Origin of the sequence: Enterovibrio norvegicus, assembly GCF_002876705.1 — a bacterium.
Taxonomy (GTDB): domain Bacteria; phylum Pseudomonadota; class Gammaproteobacteria; order Enterobacterales; family Vibrionaceae; genus Enterovibrio; species Enterovibrio norvegicus_B.
Map to the genome: position 1 here is coordinate 19,627 of NZ_MDAG01000001.1, position 20,119 is coordinate 39,745.

The window sequence follows — 20,119 nt, forward strand, 5'->3', positions numbered from 1 at the left end:
GAAAACCCCGTAAGTTAAATTGGGAATAAAAGTGAATACTGAAGGAGAAAAGGTGAACCGAATTAATCCAGCGAAATTGCGAAACAGTAAGTGGACAGCGGTCAACGCAATGAAGCGAGAGAAGCACTTTCTGGTATCAGACATAGAGTTCGAAGTGGATGGCTCCGTGATGTCAACTCAGTTGGAAGCCGTGATATCGAAAAACGCGTACGCCATTGATTGGACAGAACTAAAAGACAGTGATAAATGGCTGCAAGGTTGGAAGTGAAGGCAGCAGTTCAGAGGCTCATCATCAAGCTAAGCGATACTAAATCAAGCAAAACGAAGCCAAACAAAAAGCGCCGCTCTAGAGCAGCGCTTCTTATTGATATTTTGTCATCCACGCATGCCTAGCGAATCACATCAATCTCGACTTTCTTACCGAGCGACATCGCAAGGTTGTTGTCGTAATACGCGGCTTCGTTGATGAAGTGCGGGTATGCCTCGTAATCGCCTTCCCAACAAACTTCTGTGCCGTCAAACAGGGTGAAGATAGGGTCGCCGTTGCGCAGTACGGTAAAGTCAGCATCTTGCACATTCTTATGCACCATGCCTAGGCGTTCGCCGTCTTCACTTTCTGGTAGTTTCAGCGTTTCTTCGTAGCGGTAGGCAGAAACCGTCGCTGGCAGCTCAGGCACTTCGTTCTTATTGAACAATTCCACGAAATCCAGAATGTGGGCGGTCATTTCATCCATCCAATCCAACACATCTTGGCGAACCACTGATTGAGATTGAGGGCCAATTTCAACAATGATGCCTTGGTCTGCGATTGAGCAGAGGAAGTAATGCTCTTCCATCGAACAATGGTCTTCAAACAGAATAACGGCGTTTGCCATACGTGAAGACACATACGCAGCAAGCTGGGTGTTAAATGCATCGGCTTTTAGCAAGATGATGGTTGGGCCCATGTTGCTGGTGGTGTTGTGCAAGTCGATAACCAAATCGGTGCGGGCATCGCCTTTCGGGCCAAGCTGCGCGTTGATCACTTTGGCGCGGCTTTGCTCGTAATTGCTTAATTCCATGTTCGCGAGGTCGGCAGGAAGGAACTGTCGGTTGAGATCGACGTCGAGATAACGTTTGTTATCGCGAAAGCCATTGGGGTTAGCAAAGAGCGTTTCCGTTTCAAAGCTCGAGCGGCTGATCAGTGCAGGGGAAGCCTGCCACTTTTTAAGAAGGTAAATACCGCTGAATTCGTTGCCGTGGGTACCGCCGACAATGGCTACCCGATTGAATGTGCTCATCCTTGTCCTCTCCTGATAGACGAAAATTCAATATATCAGGGAGATGAGCAATCCCCAAGTGCGATGCACTCGGAGAATGCATAATCATGCAACTATGTTGGTTTTACTCGTTATGCCAACGGCCTTCGTATGCACTGGAGTAGTCTGGTACTTCGTCGATTTTATTGTCAGATGTCGGCTCTAGAGGCCCAACAACGGTGCGAAACGGCAAAATACCCGCCCACACATCAATGTCCATGTCCGCCAAATCATCGTTCACCCCGTGTCGTCCAATTTTGACCGAGGTTTCATCCAGTGGCATCACCAGCATTTCTGTGGCGGTAAGTTCTTTCTCATTGCCAGGGCGCGCTTCTTTGCTTCGTCCCGGTGCGATTTGCTCTAGAAAAGCATCCAGCGCGACGGATTTTTCTTCGTTGTCTTCCACCACTGAAAAACGGCCGAATGCCATGGCGCAGCGATAGTGCGCACTGTGATGAAAGGCTGAGCGTGCTAATACCCATGCATCCAGAATGCTGAATGTCATGCTGCACGGCTCGCCGTTTTTTAAATGCCTCAACATTTGGCTGTTTTTTGCGCCGTGGATGTAGATGTTGTTGCCGATGCGCCACGCAAGCATGGGGATGACAGTGGGGCCGCGTTTGTCATTGAACGCGACATGCGCCAGCTTGGATTCATCAATGATGCTGTATAGCGCTTCTTGGTCTTTCACTGCCTTGTGAGCACCTTTTCTTACGCGCGTTCTTTCTGTTGTTCCTACTGTCATCACATTCCCCTTTTTTGGCGCCATTTTGTTTTTGTTGTCCGTTGACTTGCAATCTACGGATAAACTGGCACCTTAAATAGAGCCAGTTTTAATAACTCAATAGATCCAATTTTGAGGCGGAATACCATGCAACCCATTGATATCGGTGATTTACGCTTGGATGCGGGCAATACGTCCAAGCAAAGTGCCTTGTACCTTGCGATTCAAGACAAGATTTTGAATGGCCTGTGGCCGACAAACGGACGCTTACCCGCAACCCGCTTGTTGGCGGAAGAATTGCGCGTCAGTCGTAACACGGTCACGGCGGTGTATGAGCAATTGAAAGCGGAGGGCTATATTGATAGCCGCCGTGGGGCTGGGTATTTCATTCAATGGGCAACGCCGGATCACTATTTACACACGAACACGCAGGACGATCTTCAACGATCGACGCCGCCTCCTTCTCTTTCAGGCTTGCCTTTAGAAGGGGATGAAACGTACCAGCGACCGCCGTTTGATGCACATGTTCGAAATCGACCTTTTGCGCCTGGGGTGCCCGATCTCACGCAATTTCCCTACAAGAAGTGGGCACGATCGCTGCAATGTCATTTTCAACGCGCGATCCTCGGTGGACAGAATGACATTCAGGGCAACCTCGCGCTTCGCCAAGCCCTCAGTGACTACCTGTCATTCAGCCGTTCGGTGGATGCGTCGCCACAGCGCATCATCATTACCGTTGGCGCACAACAAGCACTGTATATTGCCATTAACGCCATTCTTGATGCGGACGAGAAGGTGATGATGGAAAACCCCGGCTACGCACAAATGCGCAAGGTGCTCGATCGCAGCAAGATTGATGTCTCTTATTTGCCTGTTGATGCAAAAACGGGCGTCGACATTTCATTGCTCGACCAATTTGATGGCAAAGCGGTGTACCTCACGCCGAGCAATCAATATCCCATGGGCACGAGCTTAAACACGAATGATCGTATGAGATGCATTGAGTGGGCGGCGCAGAAAACCGACGGCAAACAGGCAAGATGGATCATCGAAGATGACTATGACAGCGAGTTTCAATTCGCTAACCGTCCTTATCCTTCCTTACAGGGTCTTGCGACCAAGTTTCATGGCGATGCCGCGAACGTCATTTATGTCGGCACGTTCAGTAAAACGTTGTTGCCCGCCATTCGTGTGGGCTACATGGTGGTGCCAGAATCTCTCGTTGAGAAATGCTTGAGCGTGAAAGACGCCATCGGCGGCGATACCGCTATGCACATTGAAGAAGTGTTGGCGGAGTTCATCGCAGAAGGGGATTACCTTCGTCACATCCGAAAAATGCGCACCTTGTATCAAGAAAAGCAGCGCGTGTTTGTTGAGGCACTGCATGAACATTTCGGCGATCGCATGGAGGTAATCAGCCAAGCGGCGGGGCTGCATGTTACGTTCCGATGGAAAGACGGATTAACCGCGCGAGAAGTCAAAGCATTGTTAGAAGAAAAGGGTGTCACGATACGTACATTGGCGTTTTACTGCGATGCTGAAACGGTGAATGAGATGCCAGATTGGATGCACCGGACGCTGGTGGCCGGTTTTGGCAACAGTTCGCTAGAAGATATTCGCCAAGGCGTGAAGAAACTGGCGGAATGCTTCGAGGGGGAAGAGTGAATATGTCGGCTCATGGTGCAATACCGATCGTCTCTCGTTAACGCGTGGTACGTGGCGACGGTTAACTCCGCATCGTCCAATGACGATATTCCATGCAATCATCCGTTCTCGTTTAAAAAAATAGGTGATTCGCATTTTTGACATTATATGGAAAAACGCGTCCAACGCCGTATGTGAAATAAAGATGTAACGATAAGATATCGTTAAATTAATGGATTATATCGAGAGGATGGATGGACCCCAAAATCAATGACGCGAGTCGTCGTCCATTGGCGGTGAGACAGAGTGCACTCACGCAACGCATTGCTGTATGGATTAACAACCACGATATTACGCCGAATCAGATTTCGTTGATGAGCATTGTGTTTGCCGCATTGGGTTTTGCTGCAATGCTTGGGTACCATTATTTCGCATCTAGTGTGCTTTTACTGGTGACGGCAGTGTGTATTCAGGGTCGTCTGCTGTGTAATTTGTTCGACGGCATGGTGGCCATTGAAGGGGGTAAAAGTACCGCATCCGGTGAGCTGTTCAATGATGTGCCTGACCGAATTGCAGACCCTTTACTCATCATTGGCGTAGGCTTCGCCACTGTGCATGAAGGCGGGATGTATTTGGCGTGGGCCTGTGCGCTGGTCGCTGTTCTCACGGCGTATATCCGCGTGTTGGGTGTCAGCATGGGGACGAAGGCGGATTTTCGCGGCCCCATGGCGAAGCAACATCGCATGGCGTTGTTAACGGGCGCACTCGTGGTGCTCTTTCTTCAGAATCTGACAGGCTTTTTTGCCGGTCTTCCTGTCAACATCATCGAATTGGCGCTTGTTGTCATGCTGTTAGGCAGCCTAGTGACATGCTGGCGACGTTTGGTGTTCATCTATCAGGACGTTGAAGGTGCAGCATTGAAAGACGGGGATAAACAATGACCTCGATTCTTCCTCATTCTCAGCATGTGATGGTCTCTGTTTTCGCCGCGCTTGTTGCGGGTACGGCAGTGTATCTTTGGAAGTCGCGCACCACACCTGACGGGGATTTTCTGGAATTAAAGCTCAGGATCCGCTCCTGGTGGTGGATGGTGGGCATTATCTTTGTCGCGCTTTTCTTGCCTCTTCAGTACACCATTGTTTTCTTTGGTTTTCTGAGCTTTATGGCGTTGAAAGAGTTTCTTTCGATTGTGCCAATACGCTTAGCTGATCGACGGGTCATTTTCTGGGCTTATCTTTCCATTCCGCTTCACTATTACTGGCTCTCCATTGAATGGTACGGGATGTTTATCATCTTCATTCCCGTCTACATGTTTCTTTATCTGCCGATGGTGGCGGTGTTAATCGGTGATACGAACGGATTTATTCGCTCTGCGGGAGTCATTCACTGGTCAATGATGTTGACGGTGTTTTGCCTCAGCCACATGGCCTATTTACTGGTGCTTCCGAGCAAAAACCCCGATGCGGGATCCCTCGGTATGCTGCTTTTCCTTTTGATCTTCACGCAACTCAATGATGTGAGCCAATACGTGTGTGGGAAGAGTTTTGGGAAGCGGAAGATCATCCCGAAAGTCAGCCCGAACAAAACGTGGGGAGGGTTCATCGGCGGCGGTATTACCATTGTCGTGCTTTCCTATTTTGCGGCACCGTATTTGACGCCGCTTACGCCGGTAGAAGGCATGGTCGCAGGGTTGATCATTTCTTTAAGCGGATTCATTGGGGACTTAGTCATTTCTTCAGTGAAGCGAGATTTGAAAATCAAAGATACGGGTCATCTCATCCCTGGGCATGGCGGTATTCTTGATCGCGTGGATAGCTTGATGTTTACAGCGCCACTATTCTTCCATTATATCTATTACTTATATTATTGATTATGTTGCCGAAAGTACTCAAAGTGTTGTTTGTGCTGTTGATAGTCAAGCCATTGGTGTTCATTGCGCTTGGCTTAAATGTCATTAACAGAGACAAGCTCCCCGTGAACGGACCAGCAGTGCTTGCCGCCAATCACAACAGCCATCTTGATACGCTGGTGTTGCTCGCGTTGTTTCCGATTAGCCAAGTGCACAAAGTGCGTCCTGTTGCTGCCGCTGATTACTTTCTCTCGAACCGTTTTGTCTCTTGGCTATCGCTGAATGTGATTGGCATTATTCCCATTAAACGGATGCATTCAGGGGCGGATAAAGACAAATTGTTTGATGAGTGCCACCGTGCACTGCGTGATAACGATATTTTGTTGGTGTTTCCTGAAGGCAGCCGCGGTGAGCCAGAAGTGATGAGTGGCTTGAAAAAGGGCATTTATCATTTGGTCAGTGAGTATGACAAATGCTCGGTGCTGCCCGTGGTGATGCGCGGTCTTGGGCTGTCCCTGCCTAAAGGCACGGCGATGTTTGTGCCTTTCAATTGTGATGTGGTTGTGGGTGAGCCACTGGACGCGTTTGAGAATTCCGATGCCTTTCTGACAGACATGCAGACAGCCTATGAATCGCTAACGAAGCACTGTGTGACCCAAGTGCTTTAATTTTCCCCTCACCGTGTTTTTCTGCTCGTCGTTAGGACAAACCAGAAAAAGTGATGCTCTGATCCGTGTTGGACATGAGTGTCATGAATTTTGTCGCTAATGCCTTGTTTCTACATTGAATCTTGATGTTTCCAATCCATAGAACAAGCGAGATCTCGCCCAAGAGGCAGATCTGCACAGTGGACGAAAGAGGGATAGTGATCAATATCACTAACTGAGTAGGGGCGAAATACACTAAAATGTTCGGCTATCATTTTAGCTTTGAGCCTTTTATCTTAATGACTACTGCAAAGACGCCAGCCAACTTTACTGAACTTGGCCTTATTTCTCCTCTGTTAGCACGTTTAACCGAGTTGGAATATCAGCAGCCAACGCCTATTCAAGCGCAAGCAATCCCAAGTGCATTAGCAGGGCGCGACCTCATTGCTGGGGCGAATACTGGTTCAGGTAAAACGGCCACCTTTGCACTGCCAATGCTGCAACACATTGTTGAACAGCAGGGCGGCACGTCAAAAGGCGGCAAAGGTAACTATGTCACTGGCTTGGTGTTGGTACCAACCCGCGAATTGGCAAAGCAAGTTGCAGACAGCATTAAATCTTACTCTGTGCATTTTAATGGCGCGGTAAAAACTGTAGCGGTATTTGGTGGCGTGTCTGCCAATACGCAAATGCTGGCATTGCGTGGCGGCACAGATGTGCTGGTGGCAACACCGGGCCGTTTGCTTGATCTGATTTCAAGCAATGCCATTAAACTTGATCGCGTGAAAACCCTGGTTCTTGATGAAGCTGACCGCATGCTAAGCCTTGGTTTTACCGAAGAGCTTTCTGCGCTGTTGGCCTTGTTACCAAAGCAAAAACAAACCCTATTGTTCTCAGCGACCTTCCCTGAAGAAGTGACATCGCTTGCTCACGCGTTGCTGAACAACCCTGTCGAACTTCAATTGCAAAGTGCTGATGCAAGCACTCTGGTTCAACGTGTTTTCACCGTTAACCAAGGTGAGAAAACGGCTGTTCTTGCGCATTTAATTCAACAGAACGCGTGGCGACAAGCGCTGATTTTCGTGAATGCGAAAAAGCATTGTGAACACTTGGCAGAGAAACTGGCAAAACGCGGTATTAAGGCGGAAGTATTCCACGGTGATAAAGGCCAAGGTTCGCGTACACGCGTGCTGGATGGCTTTAAATCCGGCGAAATCGACGTGCTGATCGCTACCGACATTGCGGCGCGTGGTCTGGATATCGAAAAACTGCCTGTAGTGATCAACTTTGATTTGCCACGTAGCCCAGCAGATTACATGCACCGCATTGGTCGAAGTGGCCGTGCAGGTGAAGTTGGCTTGGCGCTTTCGCTTCTCGATCATGAGGACTACCACCATTTCAGCATCATCGAGAAGAAGAACAAACTTCGCCTTGAGCGCGAAGAAGTCGCAGGCTTTGAAGTCGATGCGTCTGTTGCAGAAGCCCTCGCGAACGTGGCTAAACCAATGGCAAAACCTGCGGGTAGCGGCAAGAAAAAGAACAAAAACAAAGATCGCAAACCATCAGCCGCAGAAATCTGGCTGAAAAGACTGTAAGCGAAGCGTTCTATACATCCAATCACGTTAGCGTGGTTATAGATTGAAAAAGGGTTGGCATTGCCAACCCTTTTTGCGTTCTGCTAGCGCTTTACGTTCCGCTAGCGCTTAAACCGCGATTTCAACGCTGCTTCTTTCTCTTCCAGCCATTGATGAATACGTGGGCCGTTCATGGCAATCATGCCAATGCCACACATGACGAGCAGATACACCCATGCCATCCAACGCAGTGAATCTGGCGCATCAGGTGTCACAATAAGCGCGATAACGCCCGCCGCGATCAGTAGGCTTAGAATACGAAAAAACATGGCAAAACGTTTCCTTGTTGGCCGAGTAACTAGCATACCGCACTGGAAAAATTTCCAAAGTGTATGTTGTCTTAAAGGCTCAACAAAGGGGGATAAAGGGCTAACACGTTAGCCCATTTCGCGTTTAATACGAGGCGTTAGGCAAGCACGCAATCTAATAAGTTAGGTTCCAAATTATTGTGTTGCTGATCAGAGATAATTTCGATGCGGCTTTCCATGGCATCATCCAGTTCCATTTCATCCAACGCGTCGAGGGTGAGGTTATAGCCAAACACGCCGGTGTTTGTAATAAACACCGCCTTCATTCTCACCGCACGAATGGTTAATAAAAATGCAGAGAGCTTTTGATAGTCGAAGACTTTGCTCGCGGAAAAACGCCAACCGATGCTTGAATAACCCTCATCTTGGTTTTCTGCTTTAAGAAAACCGCTTTCAGGCAGGGGAAGTTCAGATGCCAATGGCTTGTCTTGTTTGTGGTGATGATGATGGTGGTGGTGACCATGTGGGTTCAACAAATGGTTCGCACTCGGGCCAGACAGAAGAGAAAACGGAATGTCGCCGTTTTGGGTTAAAACAATCTCGGTCTGCGGCGCAGCGTGCGTTCTGACATAGTTAGCCAGCTTCGCTGTGTCGCCCTCACGGTATAAGTCGACTTTATTGCCGACGATTAAATCTGCCATCGCGATCTGCTGATTAAAGGTGGCGTGGTGTGTATATCGTTCGTCTGAAAGGGTTCTCGCATCCACCAAGGTCAGCGTTTTTTGTAACGCGAGTACCTCTTGATAGTATTCCGATGTCAGTACTTCCATTACTTCTTTGGGGTGGCCTAACCCTGTGGGTTCAATCAACAGGCGATCAGGTCTTGCCTCAGAAAGCAGTTGTGAAAGCGCAATTTGCATCGGAAGACCTGCCGCACAACACATGCAACCGCCAGGCACTTCCCGAACAAACACTCCTTGTCGTTTGGCGTGCTTACCTTCAAACAAGCTGCCATCCACGCCAATTTCACCAAACTCGTTCACCAAGACGGCCCAGCGTTCGTTAGCCGGTTTGCTTTTTAGTAGATGTAGAATCGCCGATGTTTTTCCAACACCGAGAAACCCCGTAATGATGTTCGTGGGAACGGCAAGTATGGGTGCGGCGTTAGAATTCATTCGCTAACCTTTTGTAGCCTTCAACTAAGGCATTGTTTGCTTCAACAACGGATTCTGAAAAACTGGAATATTCAGGCGGGACTTTTTCGATCGAATTGAGATCGAACCCAGGGCCAATGTTCGTCATTGGTGGGACATGGTAGGTGGGTGGAAGGTCGGTTCCATCCACCACGCAGTTATGACGAATAACGCATCCATCGCCAATCGTGGTACGAAACATCACGCTGTTAAACCCGATAAAGACATCGTCTCCGATCGTACAAGGACCGTGAATAATTGAACGGTGAGCAATGGATGTCTGCTTACCAATAGACACTGCCGCGCCGCTTTTAGAGTGGATCACCACGCCATCTTGGATGTTGGAGTCGCGCTGAATGATGATAGGGAGCATGTTACCCGTGTCATCCACTTCATCCGCGCGGATCACCGCATAAGGCCCCACAAACACGTTATCTTCAATGATGACGTGACCACAGACAATGGCCGTAGGATCAATGAATGCCTTTTCAGACACCCTCGGGTAATGGCCTGATGGGTTTTTTCTCAGCAAGTGATTCTCCCTAATTTTCTTTGGATGAAGCGAACCTTTCGCGACCTTGCACAAACAACTTTGCGGCGACATTGGTGACCATAAACAAACCGGTGCAAACACACACAATGGTTGCGCCTGTGGGGGTGTCAAACACGTAGGAACTACGAAGACCAATGACGCTGGCACATACCGCGATAAGCGCCGCCATCACCGCCATGACTTCGGGCGTTCGGCTTAAAGGGCGCGCCGTTGCGGCGGGCACAATCAACATGGCGGCGATAAGAAGTACACCGACAACTTTAATGGCAACCGCGACGACAATGGCGAGGGAGAGGGTAAGGATGAATTGTTCGCGTTTGGGATTAAAGCCGCTCGCCAGTGCAAGGTCGGGGTTTAATGTAGAGAGAAGTAGCCCAGACCAACGGGACACGATGAGTAACAATACTGACGCTGCGCCGCCCCAAATCAGCCAAAGGTCCGTGGGCCCAACAGCAAGAATATCGCCGAAGAGATAAGACATGAGGTCGATCCTCACGCCAGAAAGAAAAGAAACGGCGACAAGACCTATCGCCAAAGAAGAGTGTGCCATCACACCAAGTAATGTATCCATGGCAAAGCCGCGCCCGCTAAGGCTTGAAACCGTCATTGCCATTAATAAAGAAACCACCAATACACCCGCAAAAATCGGGGTCGATAACGTGAGTGAAAGCGCGACGCCCAGCACCGCGGCGTGTGCCGTTGCATCGCCGAAATACGCCATGCGTCGCCACACAACAAAGCACCCTAACGGGGCAGCAGCCAGTGCTACGCCGACACTGGCGAGCATTGCGCGGATTAAGAAATCATCAAACATTTAGCACGTTCCGGTAGCTGGTTGGCGGCGAGATTCGCGCAGATTCAATGCGGTATCGTCTTGTGCATCAAGACCAAACAAGGCGCGGTATTCGTGTGAGTCACTGATAACGTCAGGTTCACCTTGGCAGCAGATATGCGCATTCAGGCAAACCACCCAATCGGTTTGCTTCATCACCACGTGCAGTTCATGGCTGATCATCACAATGGCGCAGCCGCGAGTTTCTCTGACCTTGGCGATTTGGCGGTAAAAATCAGCGGTGCCGCGATGGTCTAGCCCTTGTGTCGCTTCATCAAGCAGTAACAAGTTTGGTTCGCCGAGGAGCGCGCGTGCCAGTAACACACGTTGAAATTGCCCACCTGATAAATCCATGACCTGTTGTTTGTCTAACCCCGCAACGCCTGCATCTGCGAGTGCTTGTGTCACTACCTCGCGTGAATGTGCGCGGGGTAAATTCATAAAGCGCGAGACGGTGATGGGCAGGGTGTCATCAATGTATAAACGCTGAGGGACATACCCAATCCGTAAATCAGGGGCTTTGTGTATTTCGCCACAGCTTGGGGAAAGTGCGCCAATGAGGGTTTTGAAGAGTGTGCTCTTGCCCGCGCCGTTAGGACCCACAAGGGTGATAATTTCGCCTGCATGTACCGAAAGGTTGATGTTGCGCAGAATGTTTCGCTGCCCAAGATGAACGGACACGTTGTGGCACTCAATGAGCATTGAGGCATTTCCTTATGACTACCCAAAAAAGAAAACAGCGCTAGATCCGAGGGGGGACGCCTGTTATGTTTGTAATGTTATAACATAACAATTAAATTTGCTACTGACGTTAGTCGGCTACTCACGAAATTTTTGAGCTTTTACAAGACTCATTGAAAGGGAGAAATTCATGCGTCACTCATTGTTTGCTTATGCCGCGTTAGGCTTAGGCATGTCTTTTCACGTGCAAGCAACCCCAAATGTTGCTGTTGATATTGCGCCGCTTCACTCACTGGTTAGTCAGGTCATGGAAGGCGTTGGTGAGCCTGATTTATTGATTCCTCCAGAATCGTCACCTCACGAATACACGCTGCGTCCTTCACAAGCAAAAGCCCTCTCGAATGCCGATGTGGTTTTTTGGATGGGAGAAGGCTTAACGCCTTGGCTTGAAAAAGCTTTAGACAACGTGGCTGGCTCTGCTGAAAAAGTGAAAATGCTCGCGCTAGAACAAACACACACTCACGAGTACCGTGAAGGCGCAACGTTTGAAGCCCATAGCGACCACGGTGATGAGCACCATGATGACGATCATCACGACAAACATGACGACGAGCATCATGATGATGAAAAACATCATGACGAGCATAAAGACCATGACGACCACGACGCGCACAAAGATGAAGGTGGCCATCATGGACACGATCACCAGGGGAATGACCCACACGCATGGCTTGACCCTGAAAACGCGAAAGCATGGGTAGCTCTGATTCAGGAAAAACTGTCTGCCGCTGACCCTGACAATGCATCAACCTACAAGCGCAATGCTGCTGAAGCGACAGCGTCACTCAACGCGCTTATCGCGGACACCCACACCAAGCTTGGTAAGCTCGGCGACGTGAAATTCATCGTTTTCCACGATGCCTACCAGTATTTTGAAAAGCGTTTTAACGTGATAGCAGCAGGGGCAATCTCTCTGGGTGATGCAGAGGATCCAAGCCCGAAACGCATCAAAGAAATCAGAGAGACAGTCAAAGCCCTGAACGTGAATTGTGTGTTTACCGAACCGCAATACAACCCAGGTTTGGTGAAGAACGTGTTTGAAGGCACAAGCATTACAACCATTGGCGTCATGGACCCATTGGGTGCCGCCATTCCTGTTGGCAGCGCGCAATACAACACCTTGATTAACGCCATGGTGAACAGTATCAGTCAATGCAAATAGTTTACCCCTCAGTCATTGAAAGGCGCGTTGTTCCTAACGACACGCACTGAATTCACTGGCTGGGTCAAGGTAAAACATCTTCTTCCACCCTTGGGTTTCCGTAGTGATTCGCCAAGGGTAGGGAGCAAGGGTTAGCACCGAATAGTGGAGGTGAGCGGGTTTGTTGATGGCATTTCCTGTTCGCCCTACAGCGCCGATTTCTTCCCCTTGGGAAACCCAACGGCCAAGCGTGGGAGAGATATCTTTGAGATGGGCATAATAGTGAACTCGCCATTTAGGACCCAGAATCGCGATCACTTTTCCGCCTTTGCTCAATTCCCCTGCGTACGTCACCCATCCGCTGGTGGCGGCGAGAAGCGGCGTGCCTTCTTTCGCGAACACATCAATGCCTTTATGCACACCCGAACTGCCCCAAGGTTCGAACCAGAACGTTTTCGCATTCCAGTCGTTACATGCTGCACTTTTAACGGGGATGATAGCGTCGGAAGGCATCAGCAGCCCAGCACTGAAAAGCACAAGCAGGAAGAGAAAAATCCGTTTCATGTCGTTAATCCTTTAACGTGTATGAGGAAAAAACTGCCTAGAAAAGAACAGCATATTCCTGCCAGTCGAATGCTATGTCAGGCTTGAGTAAAACGAAGCGCTTCAAATAAGAAACAGGAATAGGGAAATAAAAACCTGTTATATACGTTCTACTTCTGGATGCCTCTTGTTTTCGCATAGCTAAGCGTAATCTTTGTGATTGAGCGAAGGCTAATGTTAGAGTGTTATTTGTTTGGATAATAACTAGTTTTACCTATACAACTTCAAAATATGCAATCAGTTGGCATTCATCGGTCATTGCGCTGTTGATTGAAGTGTGTCAGTTAACTAGCCCATCATTGATGTTTAAGGAGAAGCCATGAGCGACAATCAATATACACCGCCAAAAGTCTGGGCAAACGAGGCAAGCAGCGGCAACCAATGGGCGAACATTAACAGCCCAGAAGCGGGCGCTAGGTTTGATCGTGAATTACCCGTTGGTGAGCATGGCTTTCAGCTTTACTCGCTTGGCACGCCGAACGGTCAAAAAGTCACCATCATGTTCGAAGAGCTCTTAGCCCTTGGCATTACAGAAGCGGAATATGATGCGTATCTGATCAACATCGGCGAATCTGACCAGTTTTCATCCGGTTTTGTGGGTGTAAACCCGAATTCAAAAATCCCGGCGCTGGTGGACAAAACCGGTGCTGAGCCTGTTAATGTGTTTGAGTCCGCGTCTATTTTGATGCACTTGGCAGAGAAATTCGGCAAATTCCTTCCAGCAAGTGGCCCTGCACGCACGCAAACCTTGAACTGGCTATTCTGGGCGCAAGGCTCTGCGCCATTCCTAGGCGGCGGTTTTGGCCACTTCTATGCGTATGCGGATGTGAAGCAAGAATACCCAATTAACCGCTTCGCGATGGAAGCAAAGCGCCAGTTAGATGTGCTTGATAAGCAACTTGCTAACAACACCTTTGTTGCGGGTGAAGAGTACACCATTGCTGACATGGCAATTTGGCCTTGGTATGGCAACCTTGTACTCGGCAATGCGTATAACGCTGGAGAGTTTTTGAGCGTGCATACCTACACCAACGTTATGCGTTGGGCAAAACAACTTGAAGAACGTGAAGGCGTGCAACGCGGTCGCGTGGTTAACCGTCCGTTTGGTGAAGAGTGGGAAAAAGTGCCAGAGCGCCATTCAGCAGAAGACATTGATAATGTGTTGAAGCTACGCCCTTAGGGAATAGTGTTCATAGATTGCACGTAAAAAGCGCACTTTTGGGTGCGCTTTTTTGTGTCTGCTTGCTCAGTGTTTTGGCTGCTGTTACACCGTGTATCTGCATTGCAGGGTGGTAGATGGGTTAGTCGAAGACGCTTTTTTCAGGTGGCGCTTCTTGCAGGTTTTCTGCTAACCCCATTTCACCAGCAACAAAAAGAATACTGCCTACGGCATCTAACATTTCATTGTGCGATCTTTCTTGGAACGCAGGTGCCTTACTCACACGTTGTGGCTCAATGACATTTTTGCAAACAATGCTCGAACAACCTCTTTGTTCAGGCTCAATGGGGGCGGTTTCCAATCCATTGTTTGCCAGGCATAGCCCAGGTAAAGCAGTCGCTAGAGTAACTAACATCACCCACTGTCTCATTTTATTCACCCCAACATATTCATCATTTAGATACGAGCTAAGACAATGATAAGCCAGGGATGTTCAGAGTTAAAGGGTGAAAAAATTGCGGAAAAAGAATATACCCATATAGGCGTGGCCGTTTTGCCGAGGTATTGTCGCAGAGGCTTCCTTATCTCCTTTGATGTTCCCTGTTTACAGTGCGGCGCTTATACCGCAGCAGACATTCCGAAGCACGAAGCACGAAGCACGAAGCACGAAGCGCTGATCAGCGTCGAGCGTTACATGTCGATTCTCAAAGTACCGAGCTTCATTTTTCACGCGACACTCTGCGCACCCACCATCAGCGCCATTTTCTGAGCAAGCCGGCACGGCAGCGGCAATGCTTGGGCTGATTCCGTTAAGCGACAGCGGGATCATTGCCATTATGACGCAGCGCTTGGGTTTGCTTTGTCCCGATCTCTTTTCTCTGCAACTGTGGTTAACGCTTCCTGCGCTCATCATCATTTGCTCGAAGACAGGACGGGTTTTGCATCCGCAAAAAGTGTTGTGATAGTTGCTGAAAGGAGGGCGAGGGCCTAAGTGTGGGGCTTAGTTCGATGCGGATTGCGCCTTTTTTTGTCTTTTTTGACTGTAAATTAAACATTCCTTGTGTGTTTTTTCATCGTTTTGTTTTTACACGTAATTTTTGGTTTTAAGCTTTTGTTATTTCTCCTTTCTTGCCCCATTATGAGCGCAATTTTTGGCTGAAATACACCGTGGAGCAGTCGTGAGATCGGGCTTAGACATTCAGTTACGTGATGCATTTGATTCGTTTGTTAATGCGTTAAAAACAACCCATGAAGAGTACTTTGAAACGCCAATCCGTCTCGTGTCTTTGCAAGAGTGGAAATACGTCGGCGTTGGCATGGGAGCTAAACCTCCCCAGCTAACAAGCGAAGGGTGTTGGGTTGCATTGCCAAACAACGATGATGAAGCCACGTCGAAAAAGCATTTTTATTGCACCGCGCGAGACGCTGACGTTTGGGCGATCAACATGGCAGGTAAAGGGCGAAGAATCGCGGTTGCTCGCAGAGATAAACTGGATGACATGGCAATTTTGGATCAAGACGCATTTACTGATCATGTCATTTGGGATGCGCCGCTAGGCGAATCCGGCCAAGGCGTGCTGCCCGTCAATCAGATGGTGTTAGACATGGGCGGTGAAGAACGCGTTTTTCATCTTTGCGGTATGCGTGATGAGAAAGGCAACCTGTCAGTTCATGTAAACAGCCATGAAAAACTGGCATTGACGGCATCACGTTATATCGATAACGCCCTCCATTGTTTTGGTGAACGCTGCGCGCAAAGTAAAAACACTGAACAACCCCACTCGGGTGTGTCGCTAGAAAACATGCCATTTTTAGCACTTGTTGAGGCGCAGCAAGACAATGATGTGCTTTCCAAGCAATTTCCTTTTCTGCCACCGCTCACGTTTCAAAAGGTAAGAAATGAAATCGCCAAGTCTCGGCATCTCGTTCAAACCGCGATGAAAAAAGCCGTGTCTGCAACGCGCGTCATGCTACTTGCCGTTCCAAGCGCCTTGGCAGTGTCTGTGTCGCTATTGTTGATGCTTAGTCTGACATTCAATCCCCAGGGGTCGGCAGGTTTCCTTTCAATGATAGAGCCATTCATAGATGCTTTCATTGGCGCGAAACAATCCATTCTGCAGCACTATTTCGCGCTGTGGGAGAATATGACGTATGCCTTCGCGGGGTTGGGGGTCATCGTGATGTTAGTCTCTCAACTTGTCGATTACGGCGCTAAAAAGTGGAAGAAACAGGGCATGTTATTCCCCGTCGTCGCGAAACTGACGTACTACTGTTTTGTCGCCGCCTTTTTGATTGATCTCTTGTTGCTCAGCATGAGTGCAGCGACCCCGAACATCTTCTCCGTCGCATTGGCGTTTGCGATGTATCTCTTGCCCATCACGGCCTATATCAGCTTCCAGTTTTTGAAGAAGAGAGCCGAGAGCAAGGTATTGACACCCTTGAAGGCATTTACTTGGTTCTCTGTTGAGAAGCCTTTGCGATAGAGCAATAAAAAAGAGGGTGGGGTGAAAGGGTATCGGGGCAGTCACGTTGGGCGAGTGGCTGCCTACATTGTGCCACTGACGTAGCTGCTTACGATGACATGCGGTTTTCTATACGCATTTAGACAGTTCTGACTTATTTGTTTTCCTGAAGCATTCTCGTATTTCTTCGTTCCTATCGTCAGAAATCTTCGTGGAGGGAAACCATGCCGTATTTCTTTTGAAGTTTCTTATGCACTCATAAATGTCTGGCGTGTCATCGTGATAGTGATTGCATACTCCTCTCCAGCCGGGATGAAGACGCTCAATGGTGATCACATCGAAAAGGTTCTGAAGGCGGTGTTCGCATTCTTTTGTTTGTGAGTAGTGAACCTTTCCACATTTTTTGTAAATGATAACGTCTTTTTTAGGTGTAGATGCCGCACTCCCGAAGGCACTAACGAAGCTGATATTATGCTCGATACTGAAATCAAGATTGCGTTCAAGCTCAGACAAGTCAGTATTTATAATATATCCGGTTGATTCATCTTTATAATCGGACGCGTAATAAGATTTAAAAACGCTCACGCAGGCAATGGCGACTAAACCGAAAAAACCGGCACTGTATATATTCATCACTTCTCGGCATCATTCTTCGGTGCTCGGGGTTCTCCGCACCTAATTCATTGTTTTTAATCATGCCTGAGTTGATCAAAGGCTTGATGTGTCAATATTGAAAATACCTGAAGTTGATTGCCTCAATGAGCGCCTTTGGTTTTGCATCCAAATCCTGCCTAGTTCCCCGCTATCTCATCTGTTCACCCCAACGTAGTTGTTATTCTGGCTAGGGTGTGGGTCCCGCTTATTACTACTGCTCTGGCGTTAAGGCTTTGGAAGCTGGTGTACTACCGCCACGCACTTGTTCAAGTTTTGTGAGCCTGAGCCTGAGTCCCGTTTCACCGACCTTTAATGAGCGGCTAGTTTCAGCAATTGAATGCCCTTGGTCAAGCATCAAACAGGCTGCTTCCAGTTTAAATTCAGCGGAGAATGAACGACGTTGTCTTGTCATAGAGCACCTCTTTCTTTGGTGGTGGCTTTACCACCTTAAATGGTGTCCGGCTTCATTAAACCACTACAAAATTATTGTGTGCCGGTAGGCTGTTTTAGATAGGAGATTTAGAGATCGTTGGGGATCGTATTTTTCATCTTAAACGAATAAAAAAATCTATATAGCAGGGCTAGTTCCTATCGTATCTTTTAGATGGCTATCACATATTTTCCTAAGGTTTCAGTACGACTAGTTAAATGAGAGGTTGCATAGTGCAACCTCTAAAGTGGGTGTAGTCCTGCGATGCCATTTGTTTAACCGAACTATTGTAAATTCTTAGCTATCTCGTCAACTAACAATCTAGCTCCGTGAATAGACAGGTGGTCATCATCATAATAATATATTTCTGACGATGATTTCCCATAACACCATTTCTCATCACAAAATACCTTACTAGGGTATACCCTATATACGTTATCACCATGAATAGAATCAAAGACAGAAAATCCTTCTTTGGTAGTATCTAAGTATCTCTTGTATGGCGTTCTAACCTTTAATTCTTTAAAGTCACTATTCATTTGGAAAACAGTAGCGCCTAGTTTTTGCTTTATATAATTTGGTACTTTTGGTCTATGCTTTGGTATTGAGTAGACAAGAATAATGTTATGGCCTTTTGAAGCCCAGTAATTTAATTTGTTTATTACTGATTCTTGCGCATCAGGATGGTCATTACCTTTAAATCTAAAATCAACTCTTATAGAGTAAATGATGTCAAACTTTGTATTGCCGCTATTTTCTATATACTCTGCAATTTTTGGTATATTTCTGTTACAGTGTTCAGCAGTTTTACTGATTTCTGTCATGTAGTAGCCATCAATCCCAGAGCAGCTTGCTAGCGAGAAGTTAGTATAAGTCCATCCTTTTTTCTTTGTTAGTAAGTAAAGATGCTCGCTTAGTATAATTGCATGGCTATCTCCTAGTAGTAATAAATTCCTATCTCCTTCTCCCATTAGTTTACAAGTGTTCTCAAAGTCCTGATTGGCGCACATTTTAACGCCATCTTCTCGGTAGTATCTATTCCTTTTTAATTGATCAAATGCTTTTGCTACTACTCCCAACCTTTCTGGATAACCATCTCTCAAAGGGGTGGAAACGGAAAATATAACGCATGAAATTAAGGGGAATAGGAAAGCAAATTTTAAACCCGGGGATATTTTTTTTCGTCTATAGATATTCTCTATAAAGTAATAGGAGAGGACAGACAGCGCCATGGAAATAGCAACTAAAAATAGAAACTGCCCTAATGTGAATTCATCGCTCTTAATAAACCTAAAGAAAACGAATATTGGGTTGTGCCACAAATAAAGTGAGTATGAAATTGCCCCCAGCCATACTATAGGTTTTAGCGTTAGTATTTTGTTAGTAAATTCATGTTCATGAGAAAACATGATAAATAAACAAGTCCCAAGGACCGGTAGCAGGGTTAAAAATGAGGGGTGGCTTACGCTATGATCAAAACTAACCATAGAGTATAATACTAAAAATACACCTATAATAGGTATAAGTTTGTATGCAAAAGACTCTAAATTACTTTGTCTATACTTTTGAAGGCCAGACCTATCATAGAAAGTGACTAAACCACCTATAATTAACTCCCAAGCTCTAGTTGGAAGTAAGTAAAAAGCCATGTCAGGGTCTACTTTAACTATGGCATTAGTAGCCAATAGTGATAGTAAAGCTAGCCCTAGAAGTATTGGGAATAGGTGGCGAGGAGCCTGTTTGTTGATAATCCAAATTAGGAATGGAAATATAATATAAAATTGCCATTCAACAGATAGGCTCCAGGTATGCAGAAGAGGTCTATAAATACTTGCAGAGGCAGTATAACTATCTTCGCCATAGAAGAAGTGATTTGACCCAAAGAGTAAAGCCGACTGAAGCGACTTAGCGTAAACAATTAAATCATCCGGTAATAGAATTAGATATGCCAATGATGAAGTGACAAACAATACAGTGATTAGTATCGGAATGATTCTCTTAGCTCTTCTCCAATAAAAATCTTTGAATGAAAACAGGCCATTTTCCATTTGACTACGAATAATCCCAGTAATGAGATAACCTGATAATACAAAGAAAACATCTACACCAAAGAAACCACCTTTGAATATTTGAACGCCAAAAAACTGTAAATTTGCATGATAAACAATGACAGCTATGACAGCTAAAGCTCGAAGGCCGTCAAGCTCTTTACGATAGGACAACATGTAAAAAATAACCTAAAAAAAACTTTTGCCATTGTATGAATCATGCAAGAAGAAGCAAGTATTTATATGCACAGTGTTCGGA

General features: G+C 47.2%; 20 protein-coding genes and 1 pseudogene. 10 read left to right on the forward strand and 11 right to left on the reverse strand.

The genetic code is table 11. From position 1 onward, the window contains the following. The first annotated feature begins 52 nt into the window (after positions 1 to 52). On the forward strand, positions 53 to 268 hold the full coding sequence (locus BCT27_RS00115; protein WP_102394690.1) for a TIGR02450 family Trp-rich protein: 216 nt from the start codon (positions 53 to 55) through the stop codon (positions 266 to 268). Between the two features lie 121 nt (positions 269 to 389). Here the strand turns inward: BCT27_RS00115 and BCT27_RS00120 are convergent, their stop codons facing one another. Further along, a complete protein-coding gene (locus tag BCT27_RS00120; RefSeq protein ID WP_102394691.1) occupies positions 390 to 1,280 on the reverse strand; it encodes an aspartoacylase in 891 nt (296 codons plus the stop codon). Positions 1,281 to 1,383: 103 nt separating this feature from the next. Beyond that, on the reverse strand, positions 1,384 to 2,043 hold the full coding sequence (locus BCT27_RS00125; RefSeq protein WP_102316018.1) for a pyridoxamine 5'-phosphate oxidase family protein: 660 nt from the start codon (positions 2,041 to 2,043) through the stop codon (positions 1,384 to 1,386). Positions 2,044 to 2,169: 126 nt separating this feature from the next. Here BCT27_RS00125 and pdxR point away from each other — a divergent pair, with 126 nt between their 5' ends. From pdxR to BCT27_RS00150, 5 genes are all read left to right on the forward strand, one after another. Then, entirely contained in the window at positions 2,170 to 3,687 is a 1,518-nt protein-coding gene (pdxR, locus tag BCT27_RS00130; protein WP_102394692.1) for a MocR-like pyridoxine biosynthesis transcription factor PdxR, read from the forward strand. Positions 3,688 to 3,920: 233 nt separating this feature from the next. Further along, the gene (locus BCT27_RS00135; protein ID WP_102394693.1) at positions 3,921 to 4,607 is read left to right on the forward strand and encodes a CDP-alcohol phosphatidyltransferase family protein; all 687 of its coding nucleotides are present in this window, start codon (positions 3,921 to 3,923) and stop codon (positions 4,605 to 4,607) included. Next, positions 4,604 to 5,536: a phosphatidate cytidylyltransferase gene (locus tag BCT27_RS00140; protein WP_102316021.1), complete on the forward strand. Its 933-nt coding sequence runs from the start codon at positions 4,604 to 4,606 to the stop codon at positions 5,534 to 5,536. Before BCT27_RS00135 ends, BCT27_RS00140 begins: the two co-directional genes overlap by 4 nt. 2 nt (positions 5,537 to 5,538) lie before the next feature. Next, complete coding sequence (locus tag BCT27_RS00145; RefSeq protein WP_102394694.1) at positions 5,539 to 6,183, forward strand: lysophospholipid acyltransferase family protein; 645 nt, start codon at positions 5,539 to 5,541, stop codon at positions 6,181 to 6,183. Positions 6,184 to 6,461: 278 nt separating this feature from the next. Next, positions 6,462 to 7,757, forward strand: coding sequence for a DEAD/DEAH box helicase (locus BCT27_RS00150; protein ID WP_074925283.1), 1,296 nt, complete (start codon positions 6,462 to 6,464; stop codon positions 7,755 to 7,757). Between the two features lie 101 nt (positions 7,758 to 7,858). Here BCT27_RS00150 and BCT27_RS00155 read toward each other — a convergent pair whose 3' ends face one another. From BCT27_RS00155 to BCT27_RS00175, 5 genes are all read right to left on the reverse strand, one after another. Then, positions 7,859 to 8,065 carry a hypothetical protein gene (locus BCT27_RS00155; protein WP_102316023.1) on the reverse strand — a complete coding sequence of 69 codons (207 nt, stop codon included), beginning with the start codon at positions 8,063 to 8,065 and terminating at the stop codon, positions 7,859 to 7,861. A gap of 137 nt (positions 8,066 to 8,202) precedes the next feature. Then, complete coding sequence (locus BCT27_RS00160; protein WP_102394695.1) at positions 8,203 to 9,219, reverse strand: CobW family GTP-binding protein; 1,017 nt, start codon at positions 9,217 to 9,219, stop codon at positions 8,203 to 8,205. Next, positions 9,209 to 9,769, reverse strand: a complete 561-nt coding sequence (locus BCT27_RS00165; RefSeq protein WP_102394696.1) for a DapH/DapD/GlmU-related protein — start codon at positions 9,767 to 9,769, stop codon at positions 9,209 to 9,211. Before BCT27_RS00165 ends, BCT27_RS00160 begins: the two co-directional genes overlap by 11 nt. Positions 9,770 to 9,779: 10 nt before the next feature. Beyond that, a complete protein-coding gene (locus tag BCT27_RS00170; protein ID WP_102394697.1) occupies positions 9,780 to 10,604 on the reverse strand; it encodes a metal ABC transporter permease in 825 nt (274 codons plus the stop codon). Then, on the reverse strand, positions 10,605 to 11,324 hold the full coding sequence (locus BCT27_RS00175; protein WP_102394698.1) for a metal ABC transporter ATP-binding protein: 720 nt from the start codon (positions 11,322 to 11,324) through the stop codon (positions 10,605 to 10,607). It abuts the gene before it with no gap. Positions 11,325 to 11,493: 169 nt separating this feature from the next. On the opposite strand from BCT27_RS00175, the gene BCT27_RS00180 reads away from it, so the two are divergent. Next, the gene (locus BCT27_RS00180; protein ID WP_102394699.1) at positions 11,494 to 12,525 is read left to right on the forward strand and encodes a zinc ABC transporter substrate-binding protein; all 1,032 of its coding nucleotides are present in this window, start codon (positions 11,494 to 11,496) and stop codon (positions 12,523 to 12,525) included. Positions 12,526 to 12,558: 33 nt separating this feature from the next. Here BCT27_RS00180 and BCT27_RS00185 read toward each other — a convergent pair whose 3' ends face one another. Next, entirely contained in the window at positions 12,559 to 13,068 is a 510-nt protein-coding gene (locus tag BCT27_RS00185; RefSeq protein ID WP_102394700.1) for a M23 family metallopeptidase, read from the reverse strand. Positions 13,069 to 13,426: 358 nt separating this feature from the next. On the opposite strand from BCT27_RS00185, the gene yghU reads away from it, so the two are divergent. Beyond that, a complete protein-coding gene (gene yghU / locus BCT27_RS00190; protein ID WP_102392441.1) occupies positions 13,427 to 14,287 on the forward strand; it encodes a glutathione-dependent disulfide-bond oxidoreductase in 861 nt (286 codons plus the stop codon). A gap of 121 nt (positions 14,288 to 14,408) precedes the next feature. On the opposite strand, the gene BCT27_RS00195 is transcribed toward yghU, so the two are convergent. Continuing rightward, the gene (locus BCT27_RS00195) at positions 14,409 to 14,681 is read right to left on the reverse strand and encodes a hypothetical protein (RefSeq protein ID WP_198597484.1); all 273 of its coding nucleotides are present in this window, start codon (positions 14,679 to 14,681) and stop codon (positions 14,409 to 14,411) included. A 60-nt stretch (positions 14,682 to 14,741) separates the two neighbouring features. Here BCT27_RS00195 and BCT27_RS25740 point away from each other — a divergent pair, with 60 nt between their 5' ends. Together BCT27_RS25740 and BCT27_RS00205 are read left to right on the forward strand one after the other, a co-directional pair. Then, complete coding sequence (locus BCT27_RS25740) at positions 14,742 to 15,035, forward strand: hypothetical protein (protein ID WP_102394702.1); 294 nt, start codon at positions 14,742 to 14,744, stop codon at positions 15,033 to 15,035. A gap of 409 nt (positions 15,036 to 15,444) precedes the next feature. Beyond that, positions 15,445 to 16,749, forward strand: a complete 1,305-nt coding sequence (locus BCT27_RS00205; protein ID WP_102394703.1) for a hypothetical protein — start codon at positions 15,445 to 15,447, stop codon at positions 16,747 to 16,749. Positions 16,750 to 17,596: 847 nt separating this feature from the next. On the opposite strand, the pseudogene BCT27_RS00215 reads toward BCT27_RS00205, so the two are convergent. Both BCT27_RS00215 and BCT27_RS00220 read right to left on the reverse strand, forming a co-directional pair. Continuing rightward, a pseudogene (locus BCT27_RS00215) lies at positions 17,597 to 17,794 on the reverse strand (transposase); the annotation flags it as partial. Between the two features lie 302 nt (positions 17,795 to 18,096). Beyond that, on the reverse strand, positions 18,097 to 20,037 hold the full coding sequence (locus tag BCT27_RS00220) for an acyltransferase family protein (RefSeq protein ID WP_102394704.1): 1,941 nt from the start codon (positions 20,035 to 20,037) through the stop codon (positions 18,097 to 18,099). Positions 20,038 to 20,119 lie beyond the last annotated feature (82 nt).